Origin of the sequence: Nocardia sp. CA-145437, from assembly GCF_050956485.1 — a bacterium.
Classification (GTDB): Bacteria; Actinomycetota; Actinomycetes; order Mycobacteriales; family Mycobacteriaceae; genus Nocardia.
In genome coordinates this window covers 5,637,841-5,661,282 of record NZ_CP191204.1, presented here as the reverse complement: position 1 = coordinate 5,661,282, position 23,442 = coordinate 5,637,841, and the positions used below count along the sequence as shown (strand labels likewise).

Here is a 23,442-nt window from a genome sequence, read left to right as displayed (position 1 = left end):
TTCACGGCCGGGCGGCCGCGGTCGCGTCCCGTGGGGCTGCCGGTCACGCCGAGCGTGACCGGCAGCCCGGCTCAGCCGGCGTCGGTGGATACCGGTTCGGGCGCAGCGGTTTTCGTGCGTCCGGGCACCCACCAGTTGAGGCGGCCCATGGTCTGCATCAGGGCCGGGACCAGGATGGTGCGGATGACGGTGGCGTCGACCAGGACGGCCAGGGTGAGGCCGAGGCCGAAGAGCTGGACGAAGGAGACGTGGGCGAAGACCATCCCCACGAAGGCGATGGCCAGCAGCGCCGCCGCCGCGGTGAAGATTCGTGCGGTGCGGGCGATGCCCACGGCGACCGAACGCCCGGTCTCGCCGGATTCGAGGTATTCCTCTCGTATTCGGGACAGGAGGAAGACCTCGTAGTCCATGGATACGCCGAAGGCCAGGCAGAACATGAGGATCGGCATGGTGGGGACGAGGTATCCGGTGGGGATGAAGCCCAGGGCGCCGGAGAGGTGGCCGTCCTGGAAGATCCAGACCATGGCTCCGAAGGTGGCTGCCAGGGAGAGCACGGTGAGGACCAGGGCCTTGATCGGGAGCACGACGCTGCGGGTGAAGATCAGCAGGACGACGAACATCGATACCGCGATCAGGGCCAGTGCCAACGGGACTCGTGCGCCGAGGGCGTGGACGGAGTCGGCGTTGCGGGCGGCGGGGCCGCCGAACCGCACCGGTCCGGGGGCGGGAACCGCGCGGAGGCGGTCAAGTTGTTCGGTCGAGGCGGCCGAGTAGGGGTCGAGGCGGGTTCCGATGCGCAGGTAGGTTCCGGCGTCCCCGGCCATGACGGGTTGCGGCCCGGCGACCGGGAGTCCCCCGGCGTAGACGCCGCCGCTGGACAGCACCGAGCTCACGCCCGGGACCTGGGACAGGGTGCGCGCGTAGTCGGCCACGCGCGCGGTGTCCCCGTGGGTGTCGGGCAGGACGGCGAGGATGCCCGCGGTGAGGTTCTCGGAGAAGCCGGTGCGGGAGGCGTCGCCGACCTCCCTGCTGGATCCGGAGGCCAGTACCCGATCGTCGGCCCACCCGAAGCGCACGCCGAGGAACGGCGCCCCGAGCAGCAGCAAGGCCGCGACGACGGCCGCGATGGCGAGGACCGGCCGCTGCATGACGCCCATGGCGAAGCGATACCACCGGTCCCGCTCCACCGGCTGGGGGACGGGATCGGGCCGGCCGAGCCGTCGGCGCAGCCACTGCCGCACGTCGAGCGCCTCGACCCCGGTGCCCATGAGCGCCAGCGCCGCGGGCAGCACCAGCAGTGTGGTGAACACCGCCGCGGCGAGCACCGCCAGTCCCGCGTAGGCGAACGACCGCAGGAAGTACAGCGGGAACACCAGCAGCGCCGCGAGTGAAAGCGCCACGGTCAGACCGGAATACAGCACGGTGCGCCCGGCGGTGCGGACGGTGCGGGCGACCGCGTCGACGGTGTCGGAGCCCGCCGCGATCTCCTCCCGGAATCGGCTCACCATGAACAGGCTGGAGTCCAGCGCGACCGCGAATCCCAGCGCCGTGGTCATGTTGAGCGCGAAGATGGAGACGTCGCCGACCGCCGCCAGCACCCGCAGCACGGCCAGCGCCGCACCGATGGTGATCACGCCGACCAGCAACGGCAGCATGGACGCGACGAGGCTGCCGAACACCAGCACCAGCGCGATGCCGGCCAGCGGGATCGCGATGGATTCGATGAGCACCAGGTCGAGGGTGATCTGCTTGCTCATCTGCGCGAGTGCGACGGCTTCACCTCCGGCCCGGACCCGGACTCCGTCCTGGCTGCCGTTGTACTTGTCGGCCAGGGTGCCCGCGAGTTTCGGTGCGGCGGTGTCGTCGCCGCGCACGTAGGCCACCAGGACCGCGCTGTGGCGGTCGGTGCTGCGCAGCGCGGTGCGCATCTCGGTGGGGACGCTCCAATATGACTGCACCCCTTGGAGATCCGAGTTCGCTGTCAGTTCATCGGTGATGCGCTGTCCCACCGTGGTGGCGGCGGGCGTGTCGATCCCGTCGGGCGCGGTGAGCACCAGCACCACATTCGGCGCCGCCCCGGGGAAGTGGTCTTCGAGATACCGGTCGACCCAGGTGGATTCGGAGTCCGGCGCCTGGAAGCCGCCGGATTTGAGATGCATCGGCGCCGACCACCCGATGGCGTAGCACAGGATGGCGGCGAGCCCCGCGAGCACCAGGACGGCACGCGCGCGACGCTGGGCGAAGTGGGCGATGGCGAGCAGCACGCGCGCTCACCGCCGTTCGGCGGGCGGCACCCGCCGCGCGGTCCGGACCAGGTCCTCGGAGACCTGCCACAGTTCCGCGGCCCGCTCGGGGTCGTAGGACTCGGGTGCGCTGGGCACTTCGGCCGCGCCGGTGAAGTACTTGCCGGTGGTGCCGGCGAGGTCGGGTCCGGTGATCAGCCAGGCCAGGTCGGCGGCCGAGCGGGCGACGGTGCGGGCGATGGGCATGACCCGGATGAGCACCGGCGCGAGCAGGCGGAATCCGATGCGGGCGGGCGCCGAGTAGCCGCGGGAGAGAGCGGTTTCCGGCATCAGGCCCGGGTCGAAGGCGTTGACGGTGATCCCGCGATCGCCCCACCGGGTGGCCAGCTCGTAGGCGAAGTACACATTGGCGAGCTTGCTGGTGGCGTAGGCGACCCGTCCGTCGCGGCCGGAACCCTCACCGGGAGTGGCGAGTTCGCGGGGTGCGCGCCATTGCGGCGCGGGGAACCCCATCGATTTGCGCGGCCCCTGATGCACGTCGCTGGACACCACGAGGACCCGTGACCCCACGTCGAGCAGGTCCGCGCACCCGGTGACGAGCGCGAAATGCCCGAGATGATTGACGGCGAAGGTCAATTCGTAGCCGTCCTCGGAGCTGCGCACCCGGTCCACGATCTGGAGACCGGCATTGCACACGATCGCGCCGAGCCGCGGCTGTTCCCGGCGGTGCAGGGCTTCCACCGCCGCCCCGACCGACTCCAGTGACGCCAGTTCCAGTTCCAGCAGTTCCACCTGGGCCGTGGGCGCGTGTTCCAGGATCCGCTGCCGAGCGGCCTCCGCCCGCTCGGTGTCACGGCATCCGAGAATCAGTGGAACACCCTTGGCGGCCAGAATTTTCGCGGTTTCGAGGCCGAGCCCCGAGGTCGCGCCGGTGATGAGAACGGGAAGGCTCATGCCGCGTTCTCCAGCCACTTCATCGTGAACTCGTCGATGGCGGCCGCGGTGCTGGTGAACGTCTTGCCCATATCGGCCTCGATCAGCCTGCCGATCAGGGGAACCCGGGCTTCGATCTGCCCGGACATGGTGAATTCGCACCCGCTGTCGGTGCGTCGCAGCACCAGGTCGGCGCCGAGTTTGATGGTCATGCCCTCGACCTGCCCGTCCATCCGCCCGCGGGCGATGCCGTCGGCGGGTTCGGACCAGGTCTCGCTGTAGGTGTAGCGCACGCCGTTGGGCCGGAAGGTGGCGGCCGGGCCGGGCAGGGACGAGGCCGGGATGACGGTGTTGACGGTGACCAGGGTGCGGTTCGGGGTGATCTCGAAGGTGGCCAATTCGGCGTCGGCGCCGTCGATTTCGCGAATGCGCTGTTCCCAGTAGTCGCGGGAGCCGAGGGCGCGATGGAACTGGACGTCGCTGTACGGGTACGGGGTGGTGTGCTGCACGGAACGCGGCATGGTCAGTCTCCCAGGTGCTTGGCGTAGATGCGGTGGATGTCGAGCATTCGGTAGAGGGCGCGGTCGGCGTCGTCGCGGCCGACCTCGGAGAGCAGGTAGGCGTCGACGAGCCGGTCCATGGCGTCCTCGACCTCGTCGGCGCTGAGTTCGGGGTGGTCGGGGGCGATGAATTCGGTTCCGGCGGAGGTGTGGTGGCCGAGGTCGCGGAAGACGCCGGCGGCGGTGCTGTCGAGCCGGTCGAAGGTGAGGTCGAGGCTGGCGCGGATGTCGAGGGATTGGTAGGACACGACTTCGAGGCGGCGTTGTTCGTCGCTGATCCGGGCCAGCATGCGGGCGAAGGTCCAGTGCGGTCGCGCCGACATGCGGCAGGCGACGGCGCGCAGGGCCAGCGGGATGCCCGAGCAGTGGTCGGCGACGCTGCCCGCGTCCTCCCATTCGGGCAGCACCCGCGCCCGGCCGACGGTGGCGACCAGCACTTGCAGGCCCTGGGTGCGGGACAGCTCGTGCAGGACGTAGGTGCGGACGGTGGTGAGTCCCAGGGCGAATCGGCTGGTGATCAGCGCGGTGCTGGATCCGCCCGCGGGCAGCAGCGGGATGATCTGCGATTCGGTGACGGCATTGTCGAGGATCACCAGGACCCGTCGCCGCGCCAGCCGCGCCCGGTAGAGGTTGGCGCGTTCGGCGAGGGTGGCGGGCATGGCGTCGGCGGGGATGCCGAGCGCGGTGAGCAATCGGCCGAGCACCGTCTCCGGGGTGGCGTTCGGTCCTTCGGCCAGGTCGGCGAACAGCATCCCGTCGGGGAAGCGGTCGCGCAGGCAGTCGGCGGCCTGCAGCACGAGCGCGGTCTTGCCGACGCCCGCGCCGCCGGTGACCAGCACCGGCCGCGGGGACGGCTCGTCGGTGAGCATGCCGGTGAGGGTGGCCAGTTCGGCGTCGCGCCCGCTGAATCCGAGCGGGGCCAGCGGCACCATGTCGGGTGCGATGCCGAGGGTGACGGTGGGCGGGTCGCCGCGCAGGATCTGGCAGTGCAGGTCCCGCATGCCGGGGCTGGGGTCGGCGCCGAGTTCGTCGGCGATGAGCCGCCGCGCCAGTTCGTACTGCCGCAGCGCCTGGGCGGTCTCGCCGTTGAGGAAGTAGGCGCGGATCAGCCGCTCCTGCAACCCTTCCGCGAGTGGTTCCTCGAGCAGGGCGGTGTGCAGCCGGTTGATCACCAGTGAGTGGTTGCCGCGCCGGATCTCGGCGTCGGCCCAGTCGGCGGTGACCTCGTGCTTGAGCCGGTGCAGCGAGTCGCTGAGTCGCCGGGCCCATTCGCTGTCCAGTCCGGTCATGGCGCTGCCGTTCCACAGGTTCAGCCCCGCGGCGAGTTGTTCGACGCGGCCGGGGTCGTCGATGTCGGTGGCGCGGGCCCGGTCCACCAGGTCCATGAAGTGCCGCAGGTCGACGGAATCCGGTGGGGTGGACAGGGTGTAGCCGCCGGAGCCGCGGTTGACCTGGACGGGTGGGCCGCCGTGCCCGGCGGTGGCCTCGGTGAGCACCCCCCGCAGCCGGGCGACGTAGGTGTAGACGGCGTCGCGGGCGGCGACCGGCGGGGAATCACCCCACACCCGGTCGATGAGCGTGTCGATGGAGAGCGGCCGGCCCGAATCCACCAGCAGTGCGGCCAGCAGGCTGGTCTGCCGGGGCGGCCCGAGGTCGACGGGTTTGCCGTGGACGTGGAGCTGTACCGGGCCCAGGAGCTTGAACTGGATCATTGTCACGCCTAACTTCCCCCCTGGTTTGGTTGCGGCGCAGCCCATTACATGGACAGCGCCGCGAGAAAGAGTGCGACCAGGGCGATTCCCTGCAGGACGACGCGGACGACGATGACGCTGTCCCAGGTGCGCTGCATCTCGCGGACGTCGGCGGGGACGCGGTCGGCGATGACCGCGGCGGTGAGCTGCTTGTTGACCGGCGCGCTGATCCGGGCGTAGATGCCCAGCCAGACGGCCAGGGTGGCGACGGCCAGCGCCGCGAAGCCCCCCGCGGCGGTCTTGCCGTCGAGAAACGCCAGGCCGGTGGCCACGACCGCGGCGACCACGCCGACCGCGCCCGGGATCGGCATGCGTTTGTCGGCGACCTCGTGGATCCGGCCGGTGACCGCTGCCAGGGCGCGGTCGTCGATGCGGGCGAAGGCCGTCCGCAGCACCAGGGCGCAGAAAAAATCGGTGCCGTAGACGACCGCGGTCGTCAGAATTGAAATACCTATGGCTGACTGGAACAGAATTTCCATTAGCAAATCCTCGGCGAATGGCCAAGGGCGAGAACGGCTACCGCCGATTCTCCACCTCGGCGTCGGTAGTGGTGATCGTCGCAAATTGTCGTGAACATTATGTTGCACCGTGTGGTGCAAGACATTTCACCGAAATGTGATTGTGGCGATGGCCAGTTCTCGCCCGGTGCGCTTTGTGATCGGTTATGGGGCGGTAGGGGGTTCGTTACTCCCGCAACGCCGCGGCTACCAGAATTCCGCCGGCCAATCCCGCTGCTGTGAGCAACTCCCAGGTGTCCGGCGGCCCGGTCACGCCGAGGCGCCCGCGCTTGTTCAGCGTCACCGTGGCATCCACCAGTTCGAGTGCGACGCCGAGCACGAACCAGTGCCGCACCGGGTGCCCGCGCCGCAGCGACCACACGGTGCCGAGCCCGATCACCATGTCCCGGGTGCCGAACGCGCGGGTGGGCAGGGAGGAGGCGTTGTCGTCGTATTCGCCCGACCACGATTTGGAGACCGTGGCGGGCTGGGTGAGCATGCCGGTGCCGATGGCGATCCGGGCCAGCGCCTGCGACCATGCCATCTGCCGGACCATGCCCTGCACACGGCGGTGGGCTAGCATTGAATTACCGTTCATCGTAAGGGTTTTCCTCCTGGCAGGCGGCCTCGTCGATGGCGACCACGACCTTTCCGCGGGCGTGCCCGCCCTGGCTGAGCAGATGCGCCCCGGCGGCCTCGGGCAGCGGGAAGACCGCGCCGACCGGCACCCGGAACACGCCCTTGGCGGCGAGCGCGGCGACCACGGGCAGGTCGCCGGTGTCGGGCCGGGTGAACACGTAGGAGCCGCCGAGTTCGCGGGCCTTCGGGTCGACCACGGAGGCGAACCGGCCGTGCGGGGCCAGCAGCGGCAGCACGGTGCGCTGGATGCGTTTGCCGACCGCGTCGAGCAGCACGTCGATCCCGTCGGGGGCGAGGGCGCGGACCGAATCGGCCAGTCCCACCGTGTAATTCACCGGCTCCGCGCCCAGCTCACGCAGGAATTCGTGATTGCGCTCGCTGGCGGTGCCGATCACCCGCGCACCCAGGTGCACCGCGATCTGCACCGCCACGCTGCCGACGCCACCGGCCGCGCCGTGCACGAGCACGGTCTCCCCGCGCTGCACGTCGAGTACCCGCACCAGGGCCTGGTAGGAGGTGAGCGCGGCCAGCGGCATGGCGGCGGCCTCGGCCCAGCCCATGTTCGGCGGTTTGATCGCCAGCGCCCGCACCGGCGCGGGCATCACCTCGGCGAAGCTGCCGCGGCTCAGGTAGTCCTCGCGCACGCAGCCCACGACCTCGTCGCCGACCGCGAACTCGTTGACGCCGATGCCGATCTCGCGCACCACGCCCGACACGTCCGCGCCCGGGACGATGGGGAAGACGGTGTCGGCGAACGGATCCAGATAGCCCTCGCGGGCCTTCCAGTCGATCGGGTTGACCGCGGCGGCCTTCACGTCGAGCAGCACCCCGTCGAGCGCCATCTTCGGGATGGGCAGCTCACCGTATTCGAGGACCGACGCGTCGCCGTAGCGCCGGTAGAAGACCGCCTTCACGAGCGCACCGCCGCACCGATATAGGTGGAGGACAGGTCCGCGGTGGTGAACATGATCAGGTTGCCGTCGCGCTTCTTGCCGAGAATGGTCAGCCCGCGCTGCTTGGCCAGCGGCTTCAGCCCGGCGGCGTCGAGGTGGCGGGCCAGCTCGGCGGGTTTGATGAACTGATGGTGATGGTGGGTGCCGCGGGCCACCATGCCGGTGAGGTATTCCGGGATCCAGATCATCACGATGCGGGCCAGCAGGGTGCGATTGATGGTGTCGTAGCAGAAGATTCCGCCGGGCTTGAGCACCCGCGCGATCTCACGCACCGCCATGGCCGGGTCGTCCACGTGCTCGAGCACGTCCACGCAGGTGACGACGTCGAAGGTGTGGTCCGCGTAGGGCAGCGCCTCGGCCCGCCCGACGGCGTACTCGATGTTCTTGCCGGTCGATTCGGCGTGCGCGCGGGCGGCGGCGACCAGCCGGGCGGAGGGGTCCATCCCGCTCACCTCGGCGCCGCGCCCGGCCAGGTATTCGGTGGTGAATCCGCCGCCGCAGCCGACGTCGAGCACCTTCTTGCCCGCCCAGTCCTGGACGAATGTGTCGAAGTACTCGAAGCGCGGGCGCTGGAAGGAGGTGAGCCCCTTCATGGCGGAGTCGTCGTCCCACCAGGATTCGGCGAAGTCGCCGAAGAAGTCGGCCTCGGTCTGGGATTGCTTCATGTCAGACACCGTCTTTCTGCAGTGATGCGGTCGGTTCGGGGGTGCGCCAGCGGGTGGCGTAGGCGATCTGGTCGCGTTCGGCGATGCGGAAGACGAGCCACGGCCACACCAGCCGCATGCCGAGTTCGCGCAGCCGGATGAGCAGCGGGTTCTCCACCGCGCCGAGGCGGCCGATCCGCCACGCCACCTTCTGGAGTCCGGCGGTGCGGGCGCGGCGCTGTTTCTCGTAGCGGCGCAACGCCGTCGCCGGGTCGGTGGTGTCGAGTTGCTCGGCCAGAACGAGGGCGTCCTCGAGGGCCTGGCACGCGCCCTGGCCGATATTGAAGGTGATGGGGTGGGCGGCGTCGCCGAGCAGCGTGACCCGGCCGGCGCCCCAGCGTTTGTCGGGAGCCCGGTCCAGCACGTCGCCGCGGATGATGGCCTCGGGCGGGGTGGCGGCCAGGATCTCCTCGACCGGGGCCATCCAGCCCCGATGCCGTTGCGCCAGTAATTCTCTGGGGTCGCCGTCGTCGTGGCCGCCGGGTTCGCCGTTGGCCACGCTCATCCAGTGCACGACGCCGGGGGCGACGTCGTAGAAGGTGAATCGGGTGCCGGGCCCGAACAGCGCGTAGAAGGTACCGGGCGGGATCTTCTCGTGCCGCAGTTCGGCTTTGCCGCGCCAGGCGATGTAGCCGGTGTAGCGCGGCCGGGCCATGCCGAGCAGTCCGTTGCGGACCATGCCGTTGATGCCGTCCGCGCCGATGAGGACGTCGCCGCGGACCCGGTCGCCGTCGGACAGTTCCACGGTGACGCCGGTGTCGTCCTGTTCGAAGCCGACGACGGCTGCGCCCGTGCGGATCTCGGCGTCGTCGCCGGTGGCGGTGACCGCCGCGCTGAGGATCCGGTGCAGCACCGACCGCTCGACCGCGATGGTCGGGCACCCGTACTTCTCGATGAACCCGCCGACCGGCCACGCGCCGAACAGGTCCCCGCGCCAGGTCCCGAAATGGGTGATCTGCTGCACGGGGGCGGTCTCGAGCACCTCGCGCAGCACGCCGAGGCGTTGCAGCGCGATGGTGCCGTTGGTCCAGATGTGCAGTCCCGCACCGCCGTCGCGCAGTTCGGTGGCGCGTTCGAAGACCCGCACGCGCAGGCCGCGCTGTCGCAGCGCGAGGGCCGCGGCCAGGCCGCCGATGCCGCCGCCGGAGATGAGAACGGTCAGTGGCCGCTGCGTCACGGCCGGCCCGCTTCGGTCGGGGTCACCGCTTCGGTCAGGGACGACACGGTGGCCGCCAGTTCCGCGAGGTCCATGCCGCCGCCCTTGCGGCGCCGGCCCTTGCGGCCCAGCGCGCCCGACATCAGCCAGCCCAGGCCGAGCGCCTCGAGCATGGCGGATTCGACGCCGATGCCCCAGCGTTCGCAGATCAGGCCGTCGGCCAGCCGCCACACCACGACGCCCTTGAACTCGATGGCCTCCCCGGTGGGGTCCATGCCCAGGAATTCGCCGGTGAAGGTGCCGCGCCAGGTGTTGTGGATGACCACGTAGTCGGCGTGCGCGCTGAGCGCCTCGATGGTGACGTGCAGGTCCGGGAAGCCTTCGCGCAGACCGGCGATGGTGTACTTGACGCCCGCGGTGCCGTCGGGCGCGCCGGGCAGCGGCTGGTGGTCGACCATGTCGGGGGAGTAGATCTCGTCGACCACCGAGAAGTCGCCCTGGTTGACGAATTCGTCGAAGACGCGGCGGATGATGCGCGCGTTCTCCTCCGCCGTGAACACGTGATCAGGCGACATGGTCGATCACCTCGGCGGATTCGGCGAACGGGGCTTCCCAGCGCAGCGACAGACCGGCGTAGAGGTAACGGCTGGCCTCCACGGCGAGCAGCAGCACCTGGTCGCCGGGCCGGACCCGGCCCTGGACCCAGCCGTCGTCGAGGGCCAGCGGCACCGCCGCGGAGCCGGTCGCGCCGACGGTGGCCAGGTTCTCGACGATGTTCTTGGCCAGCACCGCCTGGTCCTCGGGAGAGACTCCGGCGGCGTCGAATTCGGCGGTGAAATAGTCGGCATTGCCTTCGGGCAGCACGCAGGCGTCGATCTCGGCGACGGTGAGCCCGGTGCGCGCCAGCATGTCCTTCATGCCCGCCACGAACACCTGCGGCCCGAAGGTGGCGGTCCCGTTCACGTCGAGCTTCATCTCCACCAGGCGCTTGCGCTTGGCCTGATCGAACACCGGCTCGTGGGTGCCGCCGCCGACGATCTGCATGCCCGGCTTGCGGTCGCCGCCGAGACAGGCTGTGGCGAAACGGTATTCGCCGTTCGGGTCGGCGCTGCCGGGTTCGCCGGCGCGCAGCACGACCGCCCCGGCGCCGTCGCCGAAGGAGTTGATGACCAGCCGGTCGCGCATGCGCACCAGTTCGGGGTCCATGCCGAGGTACATCGGAACCAGCAGCGGCGAAATGGATTCCGCGCCGATCACCACGGCCGTCGTGTAGGTGCCGTCGGCGAGCAGGCGGCGCGCGTAGTCGAGGCCCTGCACGAAACCGGTGCAGGCGGCCCGGAATTCGATGGACGCGCAGTGCGCGAGCCCGAGCCGCTCCTGCACATAGGTGACCACGGCGGGCAGCTGGTATTCGGGGCTGGCCGAGGACATGACCAGCAGATCCACCTCGGCCGGGTCGATGCCGGCGCGGGCCAGCGCCCGCCGCGCCGCCGTGGTGGCCATGGCGGAGGTGCCGGTGGTGTGGCGGCCGGTGGCGGGGTCGATGATCCAATGCCGTTGCCGTACTTGGATGTTGTCGAGGACCTCGGCGGGCATGGGCCCGCACAGGCGCTCGAGGGTGGCGTTGTCGATCGGGTCCCCGGGCAGGTAGGAGCCGGTGGACAGGATCGACACGTGGCGTGTGTCGAGGTTCGGCATGGTGTCTCCGTTCACGATTCGATGTGTGCGTTCACGATGGGGTGGGTGCGTCGGGTTACCGCGGTGCGGCCGCGGGGTGGGTCAGCACGAAGCTGGTGTGGGTGCCGCCCAGCGACGAGCCGTTGACCAGCACCGGGCCGTGGTCCGCGCCGTGCGCCCACGAGGTGATGGCCAGCGCGGCGGCCAGCTGCGCGCCCGCGCCGATGGGATCGCCGAGCACCCGCTTGGGCTCCTGCCGGGCACAGGCCGGGTTCAGGCCGAGCCGATCGACGGCCCGGCGCTCGGGACCGTCCACCGCGGGCAGGCCCGCCGCGGCGGTCCAGACCGCGGTCAGGTCTTCCGGTTTCACCCCGGACGCGCCGAGGGCATCGCGCATGGCCCGTTCCACCCCGTGCCCGCGCGGATCCCAGCGCGCGATGCCGAGCGCATCGCAGGTGGTGGCGTAGCCCGCGAGCACGGCCAGCGGTGTGACCCCGCGGGCCCGCGCGGTCGAGGCCCGTTCCAGCAGCAGGGTGACGCTGCCCTCGGCGAGCTGGAATTCGCGGCCGTGACGACCGGTGAACACTCCCGCGCCCCGGTAGGCGTCGAGCGCGTAGGGCGAGAGCTCGTCCGCGCCGGTGCAGAGGACGGCGTCGGCTCGTCCGGCCCGCAACAGGTCGAAGGCGGTACCGAGAGCGGCAGCGCCGGCGGCGTGACCCGAGGTGAGAGTCGACGTCGGCCCCTTCGCGCCCAGTGCCATCGCCACCTGCCCGGCGGCGGCATTGAAGACGGTATTGGGGAAGATCGCCGGATTGCCTTGCAGCGGACCGCCCAGCACCGTCGGCTCGAAGAAGCGGGAGATGCTGCTCATCGGCCCGACACCGGTGCCGAGCACCACGCCCACGCTCTCGTCGGCGGTGAGCCCGGCCGCCGTGAGCGCCTGCTCGCTGGTCGCCACGGCCAACTGGCCGAGGCGATCCATCCGCCGCCGCGCCTTCGCCGGAATGGCCGCTCCCGGGTCGGTGCCCACTCGCACCACCCGCAACCCGTGGTGCGACTCGGCAATTCCGGCCCCGGCCCGCCATGCGGCCCAGAGCTGTTCGGCGTCGGCCGCCGCACCCATGAGCACGCCGATCCCGGTCACGACGACCTCATCGAACTCGTCGGCCGCACCGGGCACGTGCTCATCGCCGGTTCCCGTCGGCCGCCCGTACACGACACAGGCGTTGGCCCCGGCGAAGGCGAAATTGTTCGAGGCGGCGACCCGCATGGGCAGGGCCCGGGCCTGGTTCGGCGCGGGATCCAGCCCGCACGCCGGGTCGGTCTCGGCGAAACCGGCTGTCGGCGGGATCATCTCGTCGCGCAGGCCGAGGATGGTGACGATGGCTTCGACGGCTCCCGCCGCGCCGAGCAGGTGGCCGATCATGGATTTGGTGCTGCTCAGCACCACGTCCTGCGCGGCGTCGCCGAGGGCGGCGCGGACCGCGTTGCTCTCGGCCGAGTCGTTCTTCGGGGTCCCGGTGCCGTGCCCGTTGATGTAGGGCACGTCGGCGGGGGTGAGCCCGGCGGTGTCGATGGCGGCGCGGATGGCGCGCGCCGCGCCCGCGCCCTGGGGATGCGGGGCGGTGGCGTGGTAGCCGTCGGCGGACATGCCGTAGCCGAGCACCTCGGCGACGATCGGGGCGCCGGCCGCGAGGGCCACCTCGGCGGAGGTCAGCACCATCATGCCCGCGCCCGCGCCGAGCGAGAGACCGTCGCGGTCACGGGAATACGGGCGCGCCGGTCGCGAGGACAGCGATTCGACGCTGTTGAAGCCGTAGTACGCCATCTCGCTGAGCGCGTCGCTGCCGCCGACCAGCATGGCGTCCGCGCGTCCGGCGCGGATCTGTTCGACGGCGTGGGCCAGAGCGTGGGCGCTGGACGCGCAGGCCGTATTGACCGACAGCACGGGACCTTTCAGCCCGAAGGCCGCGCTGAGGGCCTCCGCGCAGAACTGCGGTGACACCAGCAGCAGGTGCCGGTCGTCACCGAGTCCCAGTTCGTCCGCGCCGACCGTGCGCCCGGCGTCGACCGCGCGGCGGACCGCCTTCTCGGCGCTGCGGATCCCGCTGTTGCAGCTGCCGAAGGCCACACCCCAGCGGTGGGCGGGGAGCGCGTCCGGGCGGGGCGCCGCGCCCGCCTCCAGCACGCCCAATCCCGCGCCCGCCATGGCTTCCTCGGCGGCGATGAGTGCGTAGTCGATGGCCGGTTCGGGGTCGGTGAGGCCGAGTGGGGCCAGGTAGTCGTATTTGGGGCGCGGCGGGTCGAGGATCTCGCCGCCGATGGCCGCGGGCAGTCCGGCGACGGCGAATTCGCGCAGCGGCCGGATGGCGACCTCGCCGCCGCGCACCCGCTGCCACAGTTCCTCCGCGCCGGCGCCGTGTGCGGTGATCGCGCCGAGCGAGGTGATCACGATGCGCCGGGGCGCCGGACGATGGGTTTCGTGCATGGCCGAAAGTCCTGTCGATCAGTTCGATTGGGTGAGGGTGAGCGCCACGGCCTGGCCCTCCAGGCCGCGGGCCAGGGCCAGCGCGACCCTCGGCCGGGCGTGCCGGGCCGCACCGCTGACGATGTCGAGATCGCATCCGGGGGCCGGGTTCTCGTGATTGGCGGTGGCGGGCACCACGCCGGAGTCCAGGGCCAGCGCGGCCAGGGCGGCATTGAGTGCGCCCGCGCCGCCGACCAGATGCCCGGTCTGGGGTTTGACGCTGGTCACGGCGGCCCGGTCGGCGGCTCCGCCGAGGGCGGTGCGCAGCGCCCGCACTTCGCTGGTGTCGCCGAGCGCGGTGGCGCAGCCGTGCGAGAACACGCAATCCGGGCCCGCCGCATCGGCATCCGACAGCGCCGCCGTGATCGCGCGGACCAGGCCGCGCCCGTCCGGATCGGAGGCGGGCGGGCGCACGCAGTCGTTGCCCATGCCGTAGCCCGCGAGCTCGGCGTAGATGTGCGCGCCGCGCCCCAGGGCCCGATCGCGATCCTCGAGCACCAGGATCGCCGCACCGTCGCCGATCACGGAGCCGGTGTGTTCGCGGTCGAACGGCCGGAACGCCTTGGTGTCCAGGTCGTTTCGCGGTGACAGCACGCCGAGTCCGTCCAGCTTGGCCATGGCCCACCAATTGGTGGCGTCGTCGTAACCGCCCGCCACGGCCAGATCGGCCTCCCCGCGCCGGATGGCGCGCATGGCCCGCCCGATCGCGGTCGCGCCGGAATCGGCTGCGCCCGCGTAGAAGGCGTTGGGTCCGCGCAGCCCGAACAGCGAGGAGATGTGGTACGTCCCGCCGTTCTGCAAACCCTCCACATACGCCAGCGGCGGCACGATCGACCGGGCCAGTTCACCCAGTTTGCGCATGTCCGGCTCGCCGTCCACGCCCCGAATGGCCTCCATGTCGGCGATGGAGTCGTCGCGCTGGCAGATGTCCTTGTTGCCACCGAGATACAGCCCGGTGCGGTGGCCGAGGTCGCTGCGCTCGAGCCCGGCGTCGCGCAGCGCCAGGGTGGCGGCCGCGACGCCGTACTGGTCGCCGCGGGTGGAGGTGCGCATGGACCGCAGCGACAGGAACTTGCCCGGATCGAAGTCGGGGATCTCCGCGCCGAGCCGGGTGCGCAGCGGTGACGGGTCGTAGGCGCGCAGCGGGGCGATGCCGGTATGGCCCGCCACCAGTGCGTCCCAGGTCTCGCGGGCGCCCTCGCCGAGCGCCGTGACCAGGCCGACGCCGGTGATCACCACGCGCCGCGCGGTCACGACTTCACCTCGGCGGCACAGCCGTTCGCGACCGGCATCGATGCGGCGGGGCCACCGATCGCCGCGGCGGAATCGCCGTTCATCGCGGCGATCGGCCTACGCGCCAGGCGCAGGTTCTTGATGGCGGCGGCGGTCCGGCCGTCCACCGTGGCGGTCGCCCGCCACACCGACTCGTCCGGATCGGTTCCGGTGCTGACGCTCTCGACGGTCAGGTGCACCTGATCGCCCGGCGTGATGAAGCGCCGGAAGCGCAGCCCGTCGGCGGCGCGCAGCCGCAGCAGGGGATCACCGGCGGCCATGACCGCCAGCGCGATCAGGCTTTCGGTCAGCAGCACGCCGGGCAGGATGGGGCGGCGCGGGAAGTGGCTGTCGAAGAACGGCAGGGTGCCGGTGACGTTCAGCAGGGCCTCGGCCCGAAGGCCGGGGCTCACCACCAGAATTCGATCGAATCCCGGGGTGCCGATGCCCGCCGCCGGGAGGTCGGCGGGCGCGGGGTGGGACGCGGTCATGGCTGCTCCCTGAGTTCGGGGGTGTTCGGGGGTGCGCCCACCACGAGGCAGGTATTGGAACCGCCGAACGCGAGGGCGTTGATCATGGCCGCGCGCACCGGCATTCGGCGCGCGCGATGGGGGACGTAGTCGAGATCCAGCGCCCGATCCGGGGTGTCGAGATTGCGGGTGGGCGGCACCACCGCGTCCCGGATCGCGCCCAGCGCCGCCAGCAGGTTCAGGGCCGCGGCCCCGGCGGTGAGGTGCCCGGCCATGGATTTGGGCGAGGACACCACCAGTCGGTAGGCGTCGTCGCCGAACACCTTCTTGATCGCCCGGGTCTCGGAGACGTCATTGCCGGGCGTGCTGGTGCCGTGCGCCGCGATGTAGTCGATATCGGCTGTGCCCAAACCGGATTCGGTCAGGGCGGATTCCATCGCCTCGATCGCGCCCGCACCGTCCGGTGGCGAGTCGGTGATCCGCCAGGCGTTCATGGTGGACCCGTAGCCGAGCAGCTCGCCCAGGATCGGCGCCCCGCGCTCGAGCGCGGAGTCGTGGTCCTCGAGGACGAAGGACACCGCGCCCTCGCCGATCACGAACCCGCTGCGGTCGGCGTCGAAGGGGCGCGAGGCGGCGGCGGGATCGTCGTTGTAGCGGTCGGTCATCGCGCCCAGCAGCCCGAAGCCGAGGATGTCGGCCCAGGTGGTGAGCGAGTCGTAGCCGCCGGCCACCATCATGCGGGCGTCGCCCTCCTGGATCAGCCGGAAGGCCTCGCCGAGGGCGTGTCCGGATCCGGCGCAGGCGGTGTGGATGCCCACCATCGGACCGGTCGCGCCGATCAGCCGGACCATGGCATTGAGGGCCAGGTTCTGATTGCCGGTCAGGGTGGCCGACGGTGCGGGCCGCACGAACGCGTCGGGTTTCCCGGTGCGGGAACGCAATTCGGAGACCCGCAGCACCATCTCCAGGTCGGGTCGGCCCACGCTCGCGCCCATGGCTACCCCGCGATCCGAGGGCGGATAGGGCTGCTCGGCGTCCAGGCCCGCGGAGCGCAGGGCCTCGCCGACCGCCGCCAGCCCGAACAGGCCGGGCCGGGATACCCAGCGCCGGTCGGCGGCGGCCGGGATCGCGGTGGCCGGATCGAAGGAGTCCGGGACCAGCCCGGCGATCCGGACCGGGAAGGTGGTGCAGTCGAAGGTGGTCAGCGGGCCGATGGCATTGCGCCCGGCCACCAGTCCGTCCCAGGTGGACGGCGCGTCCACGCCGAGCGGGGTGACCGCGCCGACGCCGGTCACCACCACCCGCCGGCGTCCGGCCGGGGTGCTCATCCGACCAGCTCCTCGCCGAGCAGGTGGCGCGCCATCCGTTCGGTGTCGGCCGGGTCGTCGAGCCGGTCGGCGTCGATGAGGGCGCACATGATGTTGCGGGCGTCCATGATTCGCTCGCCGTCGACCTCGATCCAACCGTCCACCACCGCCGCCTCCGGCGTCGCGTGCACCACCCGGGCGGTCATCCGCAGCACGTCACCGGGTACCGCGTCGCGGTGCATGGTGACGTCGCCGACGGTGAGCAGCGCGGCGCGTTTGGTGTGCGCCGAGCTGAGCAGCACGAGCCAGGCCCCGGCCTGGCACAGCGCCTCCAGGGCCAGGCCGAAGGGCAGCACGGGGCCGGTGGCGGACGGCTGCCAGACGTTCTCGTAGACCGAGGTGAGTTTGCGAGCCGTGATGTGCTGCAACGGTTCCCAGGACTCGATTCGGTCGATGAGATGAAATCGCATGGCAGTCACGTCCTTTCCGATTCAGCGGGATGCCGGGGTGTTCAGCGGGAGACCAGGCGGCCGTTGCTGAGCTGCACCGCGAGGCCGCCGTCGACGCGCAGCAGCTCTCCGGTGACGTAGTCGGCGGCGGGACCGGCGAGCCAGGCCACCGCCTCCGCGACCTGTCCCACGTCGCCGTAGCGGCGCATCGGGACATGGGTGCGGCCCTTGCCGTTGTCGCGTTGCAGCAGGTCGCCGATGAGATCGGTGGGGATGACGCCGCCCAGTACGGCGTTCACCCGCACCCCGAACCGGGCCATCTCCACCGCGCAGGCCAGGGTGAGCGCGTTCATCGCGCCCTTGGAGGTGGAGTAGTTCGACTGCCCGGTGAGGCCCTTCTCGCCCATGATCGACGAGACGTTCACGATCGCGCCCTCGCCCTGGGACATCAGGTGCCCGGCCGCGGCGTGCGTGCAGTTGAAGGCGCCGCCCAGGTTGACCTGGATGACCTTCCACCACTCGGCGGGATCCATGTCGTGCAGCAGGCCGTCGCGGGTGATGCCCGCGTTGTTGACCAGAATGTGCAAGCCGCCCAACTGATCCCGGGTCTGCTCCACCAGATCCTTGGCCGCCGCCAGCTCGGACACGTCCGCGCCGATGGCGACCGCGCGGCCGCCGAACTCCGCGATCTCGGCGACCACCTCGAGGGCTTCGTCCTTGTGGGAGCGGTAGTTCACCGCGACCGCCGCCCCGCGCCGGGCCAGGGTCAGTGCGACGGCCCGGCCGATGCCGCGGGACGCGCCGGTGACCAGCGCGACCTTGCCGGCGAAATCCTGTTCCGGCATCAGGCGACCTCTTCGGCATCGGCCGGTGCGGCGGCGCGCTGGGCGACCAGGTCGACCAGGTTGCGCACGGTGACCAGGCCGAGCACCTGCTCGCCGCGCAGCGGGCCGTTGAGCTTGCTGCGGTCGAACTGCGGCAGCACCTTCTCCAGGTGGGCGAGGCCGATCTCGGAGACGATCTCGTTCTCGTCGCCGAACTCGTCGTCGGGGATGCCGCCCTGCAGCAGTTCCTGCACGTCGGCGACGGCGATCTTGACGCCGGTGTCGCGGTGGATGCGGAACAGGATGTCGAGCAGGTCGATGGATTCCGCGCCGAGCTCGTCGATCAGGGTGGCGTCGAGGGTCACCTCGGACTGGTCGATGCCGAGGGCGTCGGCGATCGCGTCGGTGACGGCGGGCGCGAAGTCGGTGGTGGTTTCGGGCATGGTGATTCCTTCTTTCTCGGTGAGGGGTTGGTGGGGACCCCCGCGGCGCCTGCCGCAGGGGTGTGATCGGTGGGAGTCCGGTGGGATCCGGCCTGGCTCAGGCGTATTCGGCCGGGTTCAGGCGTATTGGGCGACGGCCGCGGCGATGCGGCGAGCGTCCTGGGTGCTGCGCACGGTGGCGTCGCCGACCATGCGGTTGGCGAGCCCCGACAGCACGCGTCCGGGGCCGATCTCGAGGTAGTCGGTGCAGCCGAGTTCGGCGGCGGTGCCGATCACCTCGATCCAGCGGACCGGGGCGGTGAGCTGGCGGTGCAGCAGTTCCCGCGCCTCTTTGCCGCTCGAAATCGGTTGTGCGGTCACGGAACTGATGACGGTGGTGGTGGGATCGCGGAAGTCGGCCAGGTGCAGCCCGGCGGCGAACCGCTCCTCGAGGGACGCCATGAGCGAGCAGTGGAACGGTGCGCCGACCCGCAGCGCGACCAGCGAGCCCGCCCCCGCGGCGCGCAGCAGCTCGGTGGCGGCCGCGACCGCCTCCGCCGTCCCCGAGATGACCGACTGATCCGGCGCGTTGTAGTTGGCGAGCTCGACGACCCCGTCCACGCCCGCGCAGATCTCCTCGATCCGCCCCGCGTCCACCCCGGACACGGCCGTCATCGCGCCCGGCACCGCCGCCGCGATCTCGGCCATCAGCTCACCCCGCAGCCGCACCAGCGTCAACGCGTCGGCGAGATCCAGCACTCCGGCCGCGGCCAGCGCCGCGAACTCCCCGAGACTGTGCCCCGCCACCAGGTCGGGCGCGAACCCCTCGGCCCGCAGGACCTCGAAGGTGGCCAGCGCCGTGGCCAGAATCGCCGGCTGCGCCACCTCGGTGGCCCGCAACTGCTCCGCGTCCCCCTCCGTGCACAGCGCCCGCATCGGCAGCCCCAGGCACTCGTCGGCCCGCTCGAACACGGCCCCCGCGGTCTCCGGGTGCTCCCGAATCAAATGCGCGGCCATCCCCTCGCGCTGCGATCCCTGCCCGGGAAACATGGCCAGCACCCGCCGTTGCCCGTCCGGTGCCCCCGGCGCGGCCAACTCCTGGGCCGCCGCGATCAGATTGGCGTTCATGATGTCTTCCGAATCGTGCAGGTAGCCGATGGCTACTCGGGGTCAGATCCCGAACGTCGCTGTTCGCGTCCCGAGTATGTGAATCCCGGCTCGAGCGGTCCTCGAGGAAAACCAAACACGCAGTAACCATCCCGGCGAGACAGGTGTTTCGAGCCGCTGGCGCAACGTCCCCGAGGGCGCGGATGGGAGGCCCTGAAACAGGACTGTAACGAGTTCTATTGCAGCAATGTCTTGCTACGTGTGCCCGGGAACAGGACGGAAATGAAATTGTCGCATCACTCTGAAATATGTTGTTGCACAAGGTGTTACACGTGATCAATGAAGCGACTCCGGGCCCGATTGGGTTCGGTCGTGACGGGCGCGCGTGGTGGCCGCCTGGGGTGAACGAGTTCTAATCTCGGCTTCGATGGCAGCGTTCGATATCCATCGAATCCGTTAAGAGACAAGGGGAACCATGAACTCGAGCGATCGACCTCTGGTGCGGCTGTCGGCCGGTTCCATGTCGAGTACGGAAGTTCAGGCGATCGGGGGGACCGGGCAGAGCGAGGTGGTCCGGGCCGCGACAGTGTCGCTGCTGATCGGGGATCACCCGCGCATCGGCGGTGTCGATGTCGACCATGTCGAGCGGCTGGCGGAATCGCAGACCCGGCTGCCGCCGATCCTGGTGCACCGCCCGACCATGCGGGTGATCGACGGGGTGCATCGGCTGCGGGCGGCCGAGCTGCGCGGCGACGCGCAGATCGACATCGTGTACTTCGACGGCACCGAGGCGGACGCCTTCGTACTGGCGGTGCGGGCGAACGTCCATCACGGTCTGCCACTGTCGTCGGCCGACCGCGCGGCGGCGACGCTGCGCCTGTTGCGGACTCATCCGCAGTGGTCGGATCGCGTGCTCGCCTCGGTCACCGGCCTGGCCGCGAAGACGATCGCGGCGATGCGAACCGATTCCGGGGGCGCGGTCCCGGCGGTGGAGTCCAGGCTCGGGCGGGACGGCAAGGTCAGGCCGGTGGACAGCGCCGCCGGACGGGCGCGGGCGAGTCGATTGCTCGCCGCCCGACCGGACGCCTCACTGCGCGAGATCGCCAGTGCCGCCGGAATATCCCCGGCCACGGTCCGGGACGTCCGGGCGAGGCTGGATCGCGGTGAGGACCCGGTGCCGTCGCGGGCCCGGCGCACCCCGAAGCCGGTCCAGGTGCGCGGGCAGACCGCCGGCGATCTGCTCCGTGCGATGTATCGTGATCCCTCCCTGCGGATGTCCGGTTCCGGTCGCTCCCTGCTGCGGCTGCTCAGCTCGCAGCTGCTCGACGACCACGCCCGTGAACAACTGGTCATGACCGTACCGCCACACTGTGCCGATCTGGTCGCACAGGTCGCGCTCGAATGTGCCGCGGGCTGGCGGAGATTCGCCGATGAACTGGCGGCGAGCCCCCGTTCAACCGACGACCGAATCGCAGTTGAACGCGGTTGAACACAGCATTGCCCAGGAAAAGCAGATCCCTCTAATCTCTGGCCATCGATCCGCGAGCCTCGGATTCGAGTGGATGTCAGAACGGAAAGGGTTGCCGACTATGTCCGAAACGCAATCAACACGATCCATAGAGTTGCCGGACGGCACTGTCGCCGTGGTCAATACATTCCGTGCCGAAAACACCGATGACGCACCGGTTGTCGTGGTCTGGCCGGGTATCGCGGCATCCGGCGCGCTGTATTCCGGATTGGCGGCCGAACTGAGTCGCCAGGGCTGCACCGTCGTGGTGGGTGAATTGCACGGTCAGGGGAATTCGTCTCCCCGGCCGCCGCGTTCGAGTCGCTACGGCATGCACGACCAGGTGATTTACGACTACCACCTGACCACCGAGTACGCGCGTGGTCTCTCGGCCGGGCGCCCGGTCTACGTCTTGGCCCACAGCTTCGGCGGCCAGCTCGCCGTCTGCCATGTCGCCCGTGATCAGCGCATTGCCGGGCTGATCCTGGTGGCCTCGGGGTTGGCGCCGGTGTCGGAGCTGCGGGCGGTGTCGACGCGGCGCTGGCTGGGCGCCCGGGCGCTGTTCGGCGTCATCGCCCGGATCGGCTGGCTGCCCGCCACCAAGATGCTGGGTCGGCCGACCCGGGGTCTGACCACGGACATCGCGAATATGGTGTTGTCCGGGCGGTTCGAGCCGCGCGGGGCGGAATTCGATTACGAAGCGGCGATGGGCCGTAGCGAGACACCGGTACTCGCGATCAATTTCGCGGCCGACCGCCGGGTCTCGATTCGTGAAACGGATCTGCTCGTCGGCAAATTCGGCCGGGCGCCACTGCGGCGGGAGGTCATCGACTCGGGGTTGGGGCACATGTCCTGGTTGAAATCGCCACAGGCGGTCGCCGAGATCGCCGTGGAATTCATTCGCGAACTGTCGGCGGACCAGCCGGAGAAGGAAACTCGGGCAGTCGCCTGAGTGCGCGATCATTCGATCTTCTATTCGTATCGAGGTGAAACACACATGACCGAGGTCAAAGGCTGCCCGGTGGACCATTCGCAATCGAATGTCCTGGGCGGCGACGGTGAAACACTCCCCATGCCGGGTACCCGCGACAAGTACGGCTTCGCCACGGCGGTGAACACCAAGAAGAACGGCCTGCTGGGGGTGGTCGAGCAGCTCTGGCGCGAGCACGGCGATGTCTCCGAGCTGCAGGTCGGTCCGCGCCGGCTGGTCGTGCTGGCCCATCCCGACCACGTCCGGATGGTGACGCTCGAGCAGATGGACAAGTACACCAAGGGTGCGAGCTACGACCCGGTGCGCAAGTACTGGATGGGCGAGGGCGTCGCGACCAGCGTCGGCGCGCAATGGAAGTCGCAGCGTCAGGTGCTGGCGCCCTTCTTCACCCCGAAGTCGGTGCGCGAGTACGTGCCGTTGTTCTTCGAGGACGTGCAGTGGTTCAGTACCCGCTGGACCCCGGAGTCCGCGGGCGGCGAACCGGTGGACATGGTGCCCGAGATGGCGACGCTCACCGCCTCCATCCTGCTCAAGACGTTGTTCAGCACGGCGGGCCGGGATGTCATCGCCCAGTTGAAGGGCGCGGTGGAAACCATGATCACGTACACCTCCGGGCGCAATACCGACAAGTTCAAAGCGCCCGAGTGGGTTCCGACATCTGGTCGCCGCGGCTACGACCAGGCGCGACAGCGGGTCGACGAGTTCATTCTGGGCGTGATCGCGGAACGCCGGCGGATGCCCGCGCAGGACCGTCCCGACGACCTGCTCACCAAGATGATCGCCAATGAGGCGAAGTTGGGCCCAGCCGATCGGGCCGACATGGTCCTGCGTGATCAGTGCGTGACGATGTTCATCGCCGGATACGAAACCACCGCTCGCACTTTGGCATTCGTGTGGTATCTGCTGGCCAACAACCCCGAGTCCGCGGTCCGGCTGCGCGCTGAAGTGGATGCCCTGCCCGGCGATTTCACCGTCGACGACCTGGAGCACGCGCCGTACTCACTGTGCGTGATCAAGGAGGCGCTGCGTCTGCATCCGCCCGCGCCGCTGTACCTGCGTGATGTCGTGGAGCCGGTGCGCATAGGATCGTATGTGGCGCAACCCGGTTCGATCGTGGTGGTCGCACCCTACCTCACCCATCGGCATCCCGATTTCTGGACCGATCCGGAGCGATTCGATCCGGACCGATGGGCCGACAATGCCGAGAAGAGCATGCACCCCTTCGCCTTCCATCCCTTCTCGGCCGGACCCAGGGTATGCATCGGCAAGAGCTTCGCCTATCTGGAGGCGCAGATCCTGCTGGTCACCCTGGCTCGGCTGTTCGCTCCCGAGCGGATCCCCGGCTACACCCCGAAATGGCGGATGCGCGGGGTGCTCGGGCCGGAGGGCGGCATGCCGATGACCATCAGGCGGCGAGTCAAGTGACCGTAACCGACGACAGGACAGCCGCTTC

Annotated in this window: 22 protein-coding genes; 3 read left to right on the top strand and 19 right to left on the bottom strand. The window is 70.3% G+C overall.

Features of this window, described 5'->3' with window-relative positions; all coding sequences use genetic code 11:
• Positions 1 to 71: 71 nt before the first annotated feature.
• The 19 genes from ACQPYY_RS26340 to fabD all read right to left on the bottom strand — a co-directional run bounded on the left by ACQPYY_RS26340 (position 72) and on the right by fabD (position 19,512).
• The gene (locus ACQPYY_RS26340) at positions 72 to 2,264 is read right to left on the bottom strand and encodes an MMPL family transporter (protein ID WP_433591394.1); all 2,193 of its coding nucleotides are present in this window, start codon (positions 2,262 to 2,264) and stop codon (positions 72 to 74) included.
• A gap of 6 nt (positions 2,265 to 2,270) precedes the next feature.
• Positions 2,271 to 3,197 (bottom strand): SDR family NAD(P)-dependent oxidoreductase, encoded by a 927-nt coding sequence (locus ACQPYY_RS26335; protein ID WP_433591393.1) that lies wholly within the window; start codon positions 3,195 to 3,197, stop codon positions 2,271 to 2,273.
• Positions 3,194 to 3,697 (bottom strand): DUF2505 domain-containing protein, encoded by a 504-nt coding sequence (locus ACQPYY_RS26330; protein ID WP_433591392.1) that lies wholly within the window; start codon positions 3,695 to 3,697, stop codon positions 3,194 to 3,196. Before ACQPYY_RS26330 ends, ACQPYY_RS26335 begins: the two co-directional genes overlap by 4 nt.
• Positions 3,698 to 3,699: 2 nt before the next feature.
• Positions 3,700 to 5,448 (bottom strand): AfsR/SARP family transcriptional regulator, encoded by a 1,749-nt coding sequence (locus tag ACQPYY_RS26325; RefSeq protein WP_379095852.1) that lies wholly within the window; start codon positions 5,446 to 5,448, stop codon positions 3,700 to 3,702.
• Positions 5,449 to 5,492: 44 nt separating this feature from the next.
• Positions 5,493 to 5,966 carry a DUF1772 domain-containing protein gene (locus ACQPYY_RS26320; protein ID WP_357278848.1) on the bottom strand — a complete coding sequence of 158 codons (474 nt, stop codon included), beginning with the start codon at positions 5,964 to 5,966 and terminating at the stop codon, positions 5,493 to 5,495.
• Positions 5,967 to 6,171: 205 nt separating this feature from the next.
• Positions 6,172 to 6,528 (bottom strand): hypothetical protein, encoded by a 357-nt coding sequence (locus ACQPYY_RS26315; protein ID WP_433591391.1) that lies wholly within the window; start codon positions 6,526 to 6,528, stop codon positions 6,172 to 6,174.
• A 43-nt stretch (positions 6,529 to 6,571) separates the two neighbouring features.
• Positions 6,572 to 7,537: an NADP-dependent oxidoreductase gene (locus tag ACQPYY_RS26310; RefSeq protein WP_433591390.1), complete on the bottom strand. Its 966-nt coding sequence runs from the start codon at positions 7,535 to 7,537 to the stop codon at positions 6,572 to 6,574.
• On the bottom strand, positions 7,534 to 8,241 hold the full coding sequence (gene ubiG, locus ACQPYY_RS26305) for a bifunctional 2-polyprenyl-6-hydroxyphenol methylase/3-demethylubiquinol 3-O-methyltransferase UbiG (RefSeq protein WP_433591389.1): 708 nt from the start codon (positions 8,239 to 8,241) through the stop codon (positions 7,534 to 7,536). Before ubiG ends, ACQPYY_RS26310 begins: the two co-directional genes overlap by 4 nt.
• Before the next feature lies 1 nt (position 8,242).
• Entirely contained in the window at positions 8,243 to 9,457 is a 1,215-nt protein-coding gene (locus tag ACQPYY_RS26300) for an FAD-dependent monooxygenase (RefSeq protein ID WP_433591388.1), read from the bottom strand.
• A complete protein-coding gene (locus tag ACQPYY_RS26295) occupies positions 9,454 to 10,011 on the bottom strand; it encodes an ester cyclase (protein ID WP_433591387.1) in 558 nt (185 codons plus the stop codon). Before ACQPYY_RS26295 ends, ACQPYY_RS26300 begins: the two co-directional genes overlap by 4 nt.
• On the bottom strand, positions 10,001 to 11,134 hold the full coding sequence (locus ACQPYY_RS26290; RefSeq protein WP_433591386.1) for a 3-oxoacyl-ACP synthase III family protein: 1,134 nt from the start codon (positions 11,132 to 11,134) through the stop codon (positions 10,001 to 10,003). The genes ACQPYY_RS26295 and ACQPYY_RS26290 overlap by 11 nt, the downstream gene beginning before the upstream one ends.
• 55 nt (positions 11,135 to 11,189) lie before the next feature.
• On the bottom strand, positions 11,190 to 13,601 hold the full coding sequence (locus ACQPYY_RS26285) for a beta-ketoacyl synthase N-terminal-like domain-containing protein (RefSeq protein WP_433591385.1): 2,412 nt from the start codon (positions 13,599 to 13,601) through the stop codon (positions 11,190 to 11,192).
• A gap of 18 nt (positions 13,602 to 13,619) precedes the next feature.
• Positions 13,620 to 14,894 (bottom strand): beta-ketoacyl-[acyl-carrier-protein] synthase family protein, encoded by a 1,275-nt coding sequence (locus ACQPYY_RS26280; RefSeq protein ID WP_433591384.1) that lies wholly within the window; start codon positions 14,892 to 14,894, stop codon positions 13,620 to 13,622.
• Positions 14,891 to 15,403, bottom strand: a complete 513-nt coding sequence (locus tag ACQPYY_RS26275; protein ID WP_433591383.1) for a 3-hydroxyacyl-ACP dehydratase FabZ family protein — start codon at positions 15,401 to 15,403, stop codon at positions 14,891 to 14,893. The genes ACQPYY_RS26280 and ACQPYY_RS26275 overlap by 4 nt, the downstream gene beginning before the upstream one ends.
• Positions 15,400 to 16,710 (bottom strand): beta-ketoacyl-[acyl-carrier-protein] synthase family protein, encoded by a 1,311-nt coding sequence (locus tag ACQPYY_RS26270; RefSeq protein WP_433591382.1) that lies wholly within the window; start codon positions 16,708 to 16,710, stop codon positions 15,400 to 15,402. The genes ACQPYY_RS26275 and ACQPYY_RS26270 overlap by 4 nt, the downstream gene beginning before the upstream one ends.
• Positions 16,707 to 17,159 (bottom strand): hypothetical protein, encoded by a 453-nt coding sequence (locus tag ACQPYY_RS26265; RefSeq protein ID WP_379094617.1) that lies wholly within the window; start codon positions 17,157 to 17,159, stop codon positions 16,707 to 16,709. Before ACQPYY_RS26265 ends, ACQPYY_RS26270 begins: the two co-directional genes overlap by 4 nt.
• Positions 17,160 to 17,200: 41 nt before the next feature.
• Complete coding sequence (locus ACQPYY_RS26260) at positions 17,201 to 17,983, bottom strand: 3-oxoacyl-ACP reductase family protein (RefSeq protein WP_433591381.1); 783 nt, start codon at positions 17,981 to 17,983, stop codon at positions 17,201 to 17,203.
• Positions 17,983 to 18,405, bottom strand: coding sequence for an acyl carrier protein (locus tag ACQPYY_RS26255; RefSeq protein ID WP_433591380.1), 423 nt, complete (start codon positions 18,403 to 18,405; stop codon positions 17,983 to 17,985). Before ACQPYY_RS26255 ends, ACQPYY_RS26260 begins: the two co-directional genes overlap by 1 nt.
• Positions 18,406 to 18,522: 117 nt before the next feature.
• Positions 18,523 to 19,512, bottom strand: coding sequence for an ACP S-malonyltransferase (gene fabD / locus ACQPYY_RS26250; RefSeq protein WP_433591379.1), 990 nt, complete (start codon positions 19,510 to 19,512; stop codon positions 18,523 to 18,525).
• Between the two features lie 454 nt (positions 19,513 to 19,966).
• Here fabD and ACQPYY_RS26245 point away from each other — a divergent pair, with 454 nt between their 5' ends.
• From ACQPYY_RS26245 to ACQPYY_RS26235, 3 genes are read left to right on the top strand one after another with little or no spacing between them, the layout of a single operon-like run.
• Entirely contained in the window at positions 19,967 to 20,980 is a 1,014-nt protein-coding gene (locus ACQPYY_RS26245; RefSeq protein ID WP_433591378.1) for a ParB N-terminal domain-containing protein, read from the top strand.
• The gene (locus ACQPYY_RS26240) at positions 20,922 to 21,950 is read left to right on the top strand and encodes an alpha/beta fold hydrolase (RefSeq protein ID WP_433591377.1); all 1,029 of its coding nucleotides are present in this window, start codon (positions 20,922 to 20,924) and stop codon (positions 21,948 to 21,950) included. The genes ACQPYY_RS26245 and ACQPYY_RS26240 overlap by 59 nt, the downstream gene beginning before the upstream one ends.
• Before the next feature lie 45 nt (positions 21,951 to 21,995).
• Complete coding sequence (locus ACQPYY_RS26235; RefSeq protein ID WP_433591376.1) at positions 21,996 to 23,414, top strand: cytochrome P450; 1,419 nt, start codon at positions 21,996 to 21,998, stop codon at positions 23,412 to 23,414.
• The last annotated feature ends 28 nt before the right edge of the window (positions 23,415 to 23,442 follow it).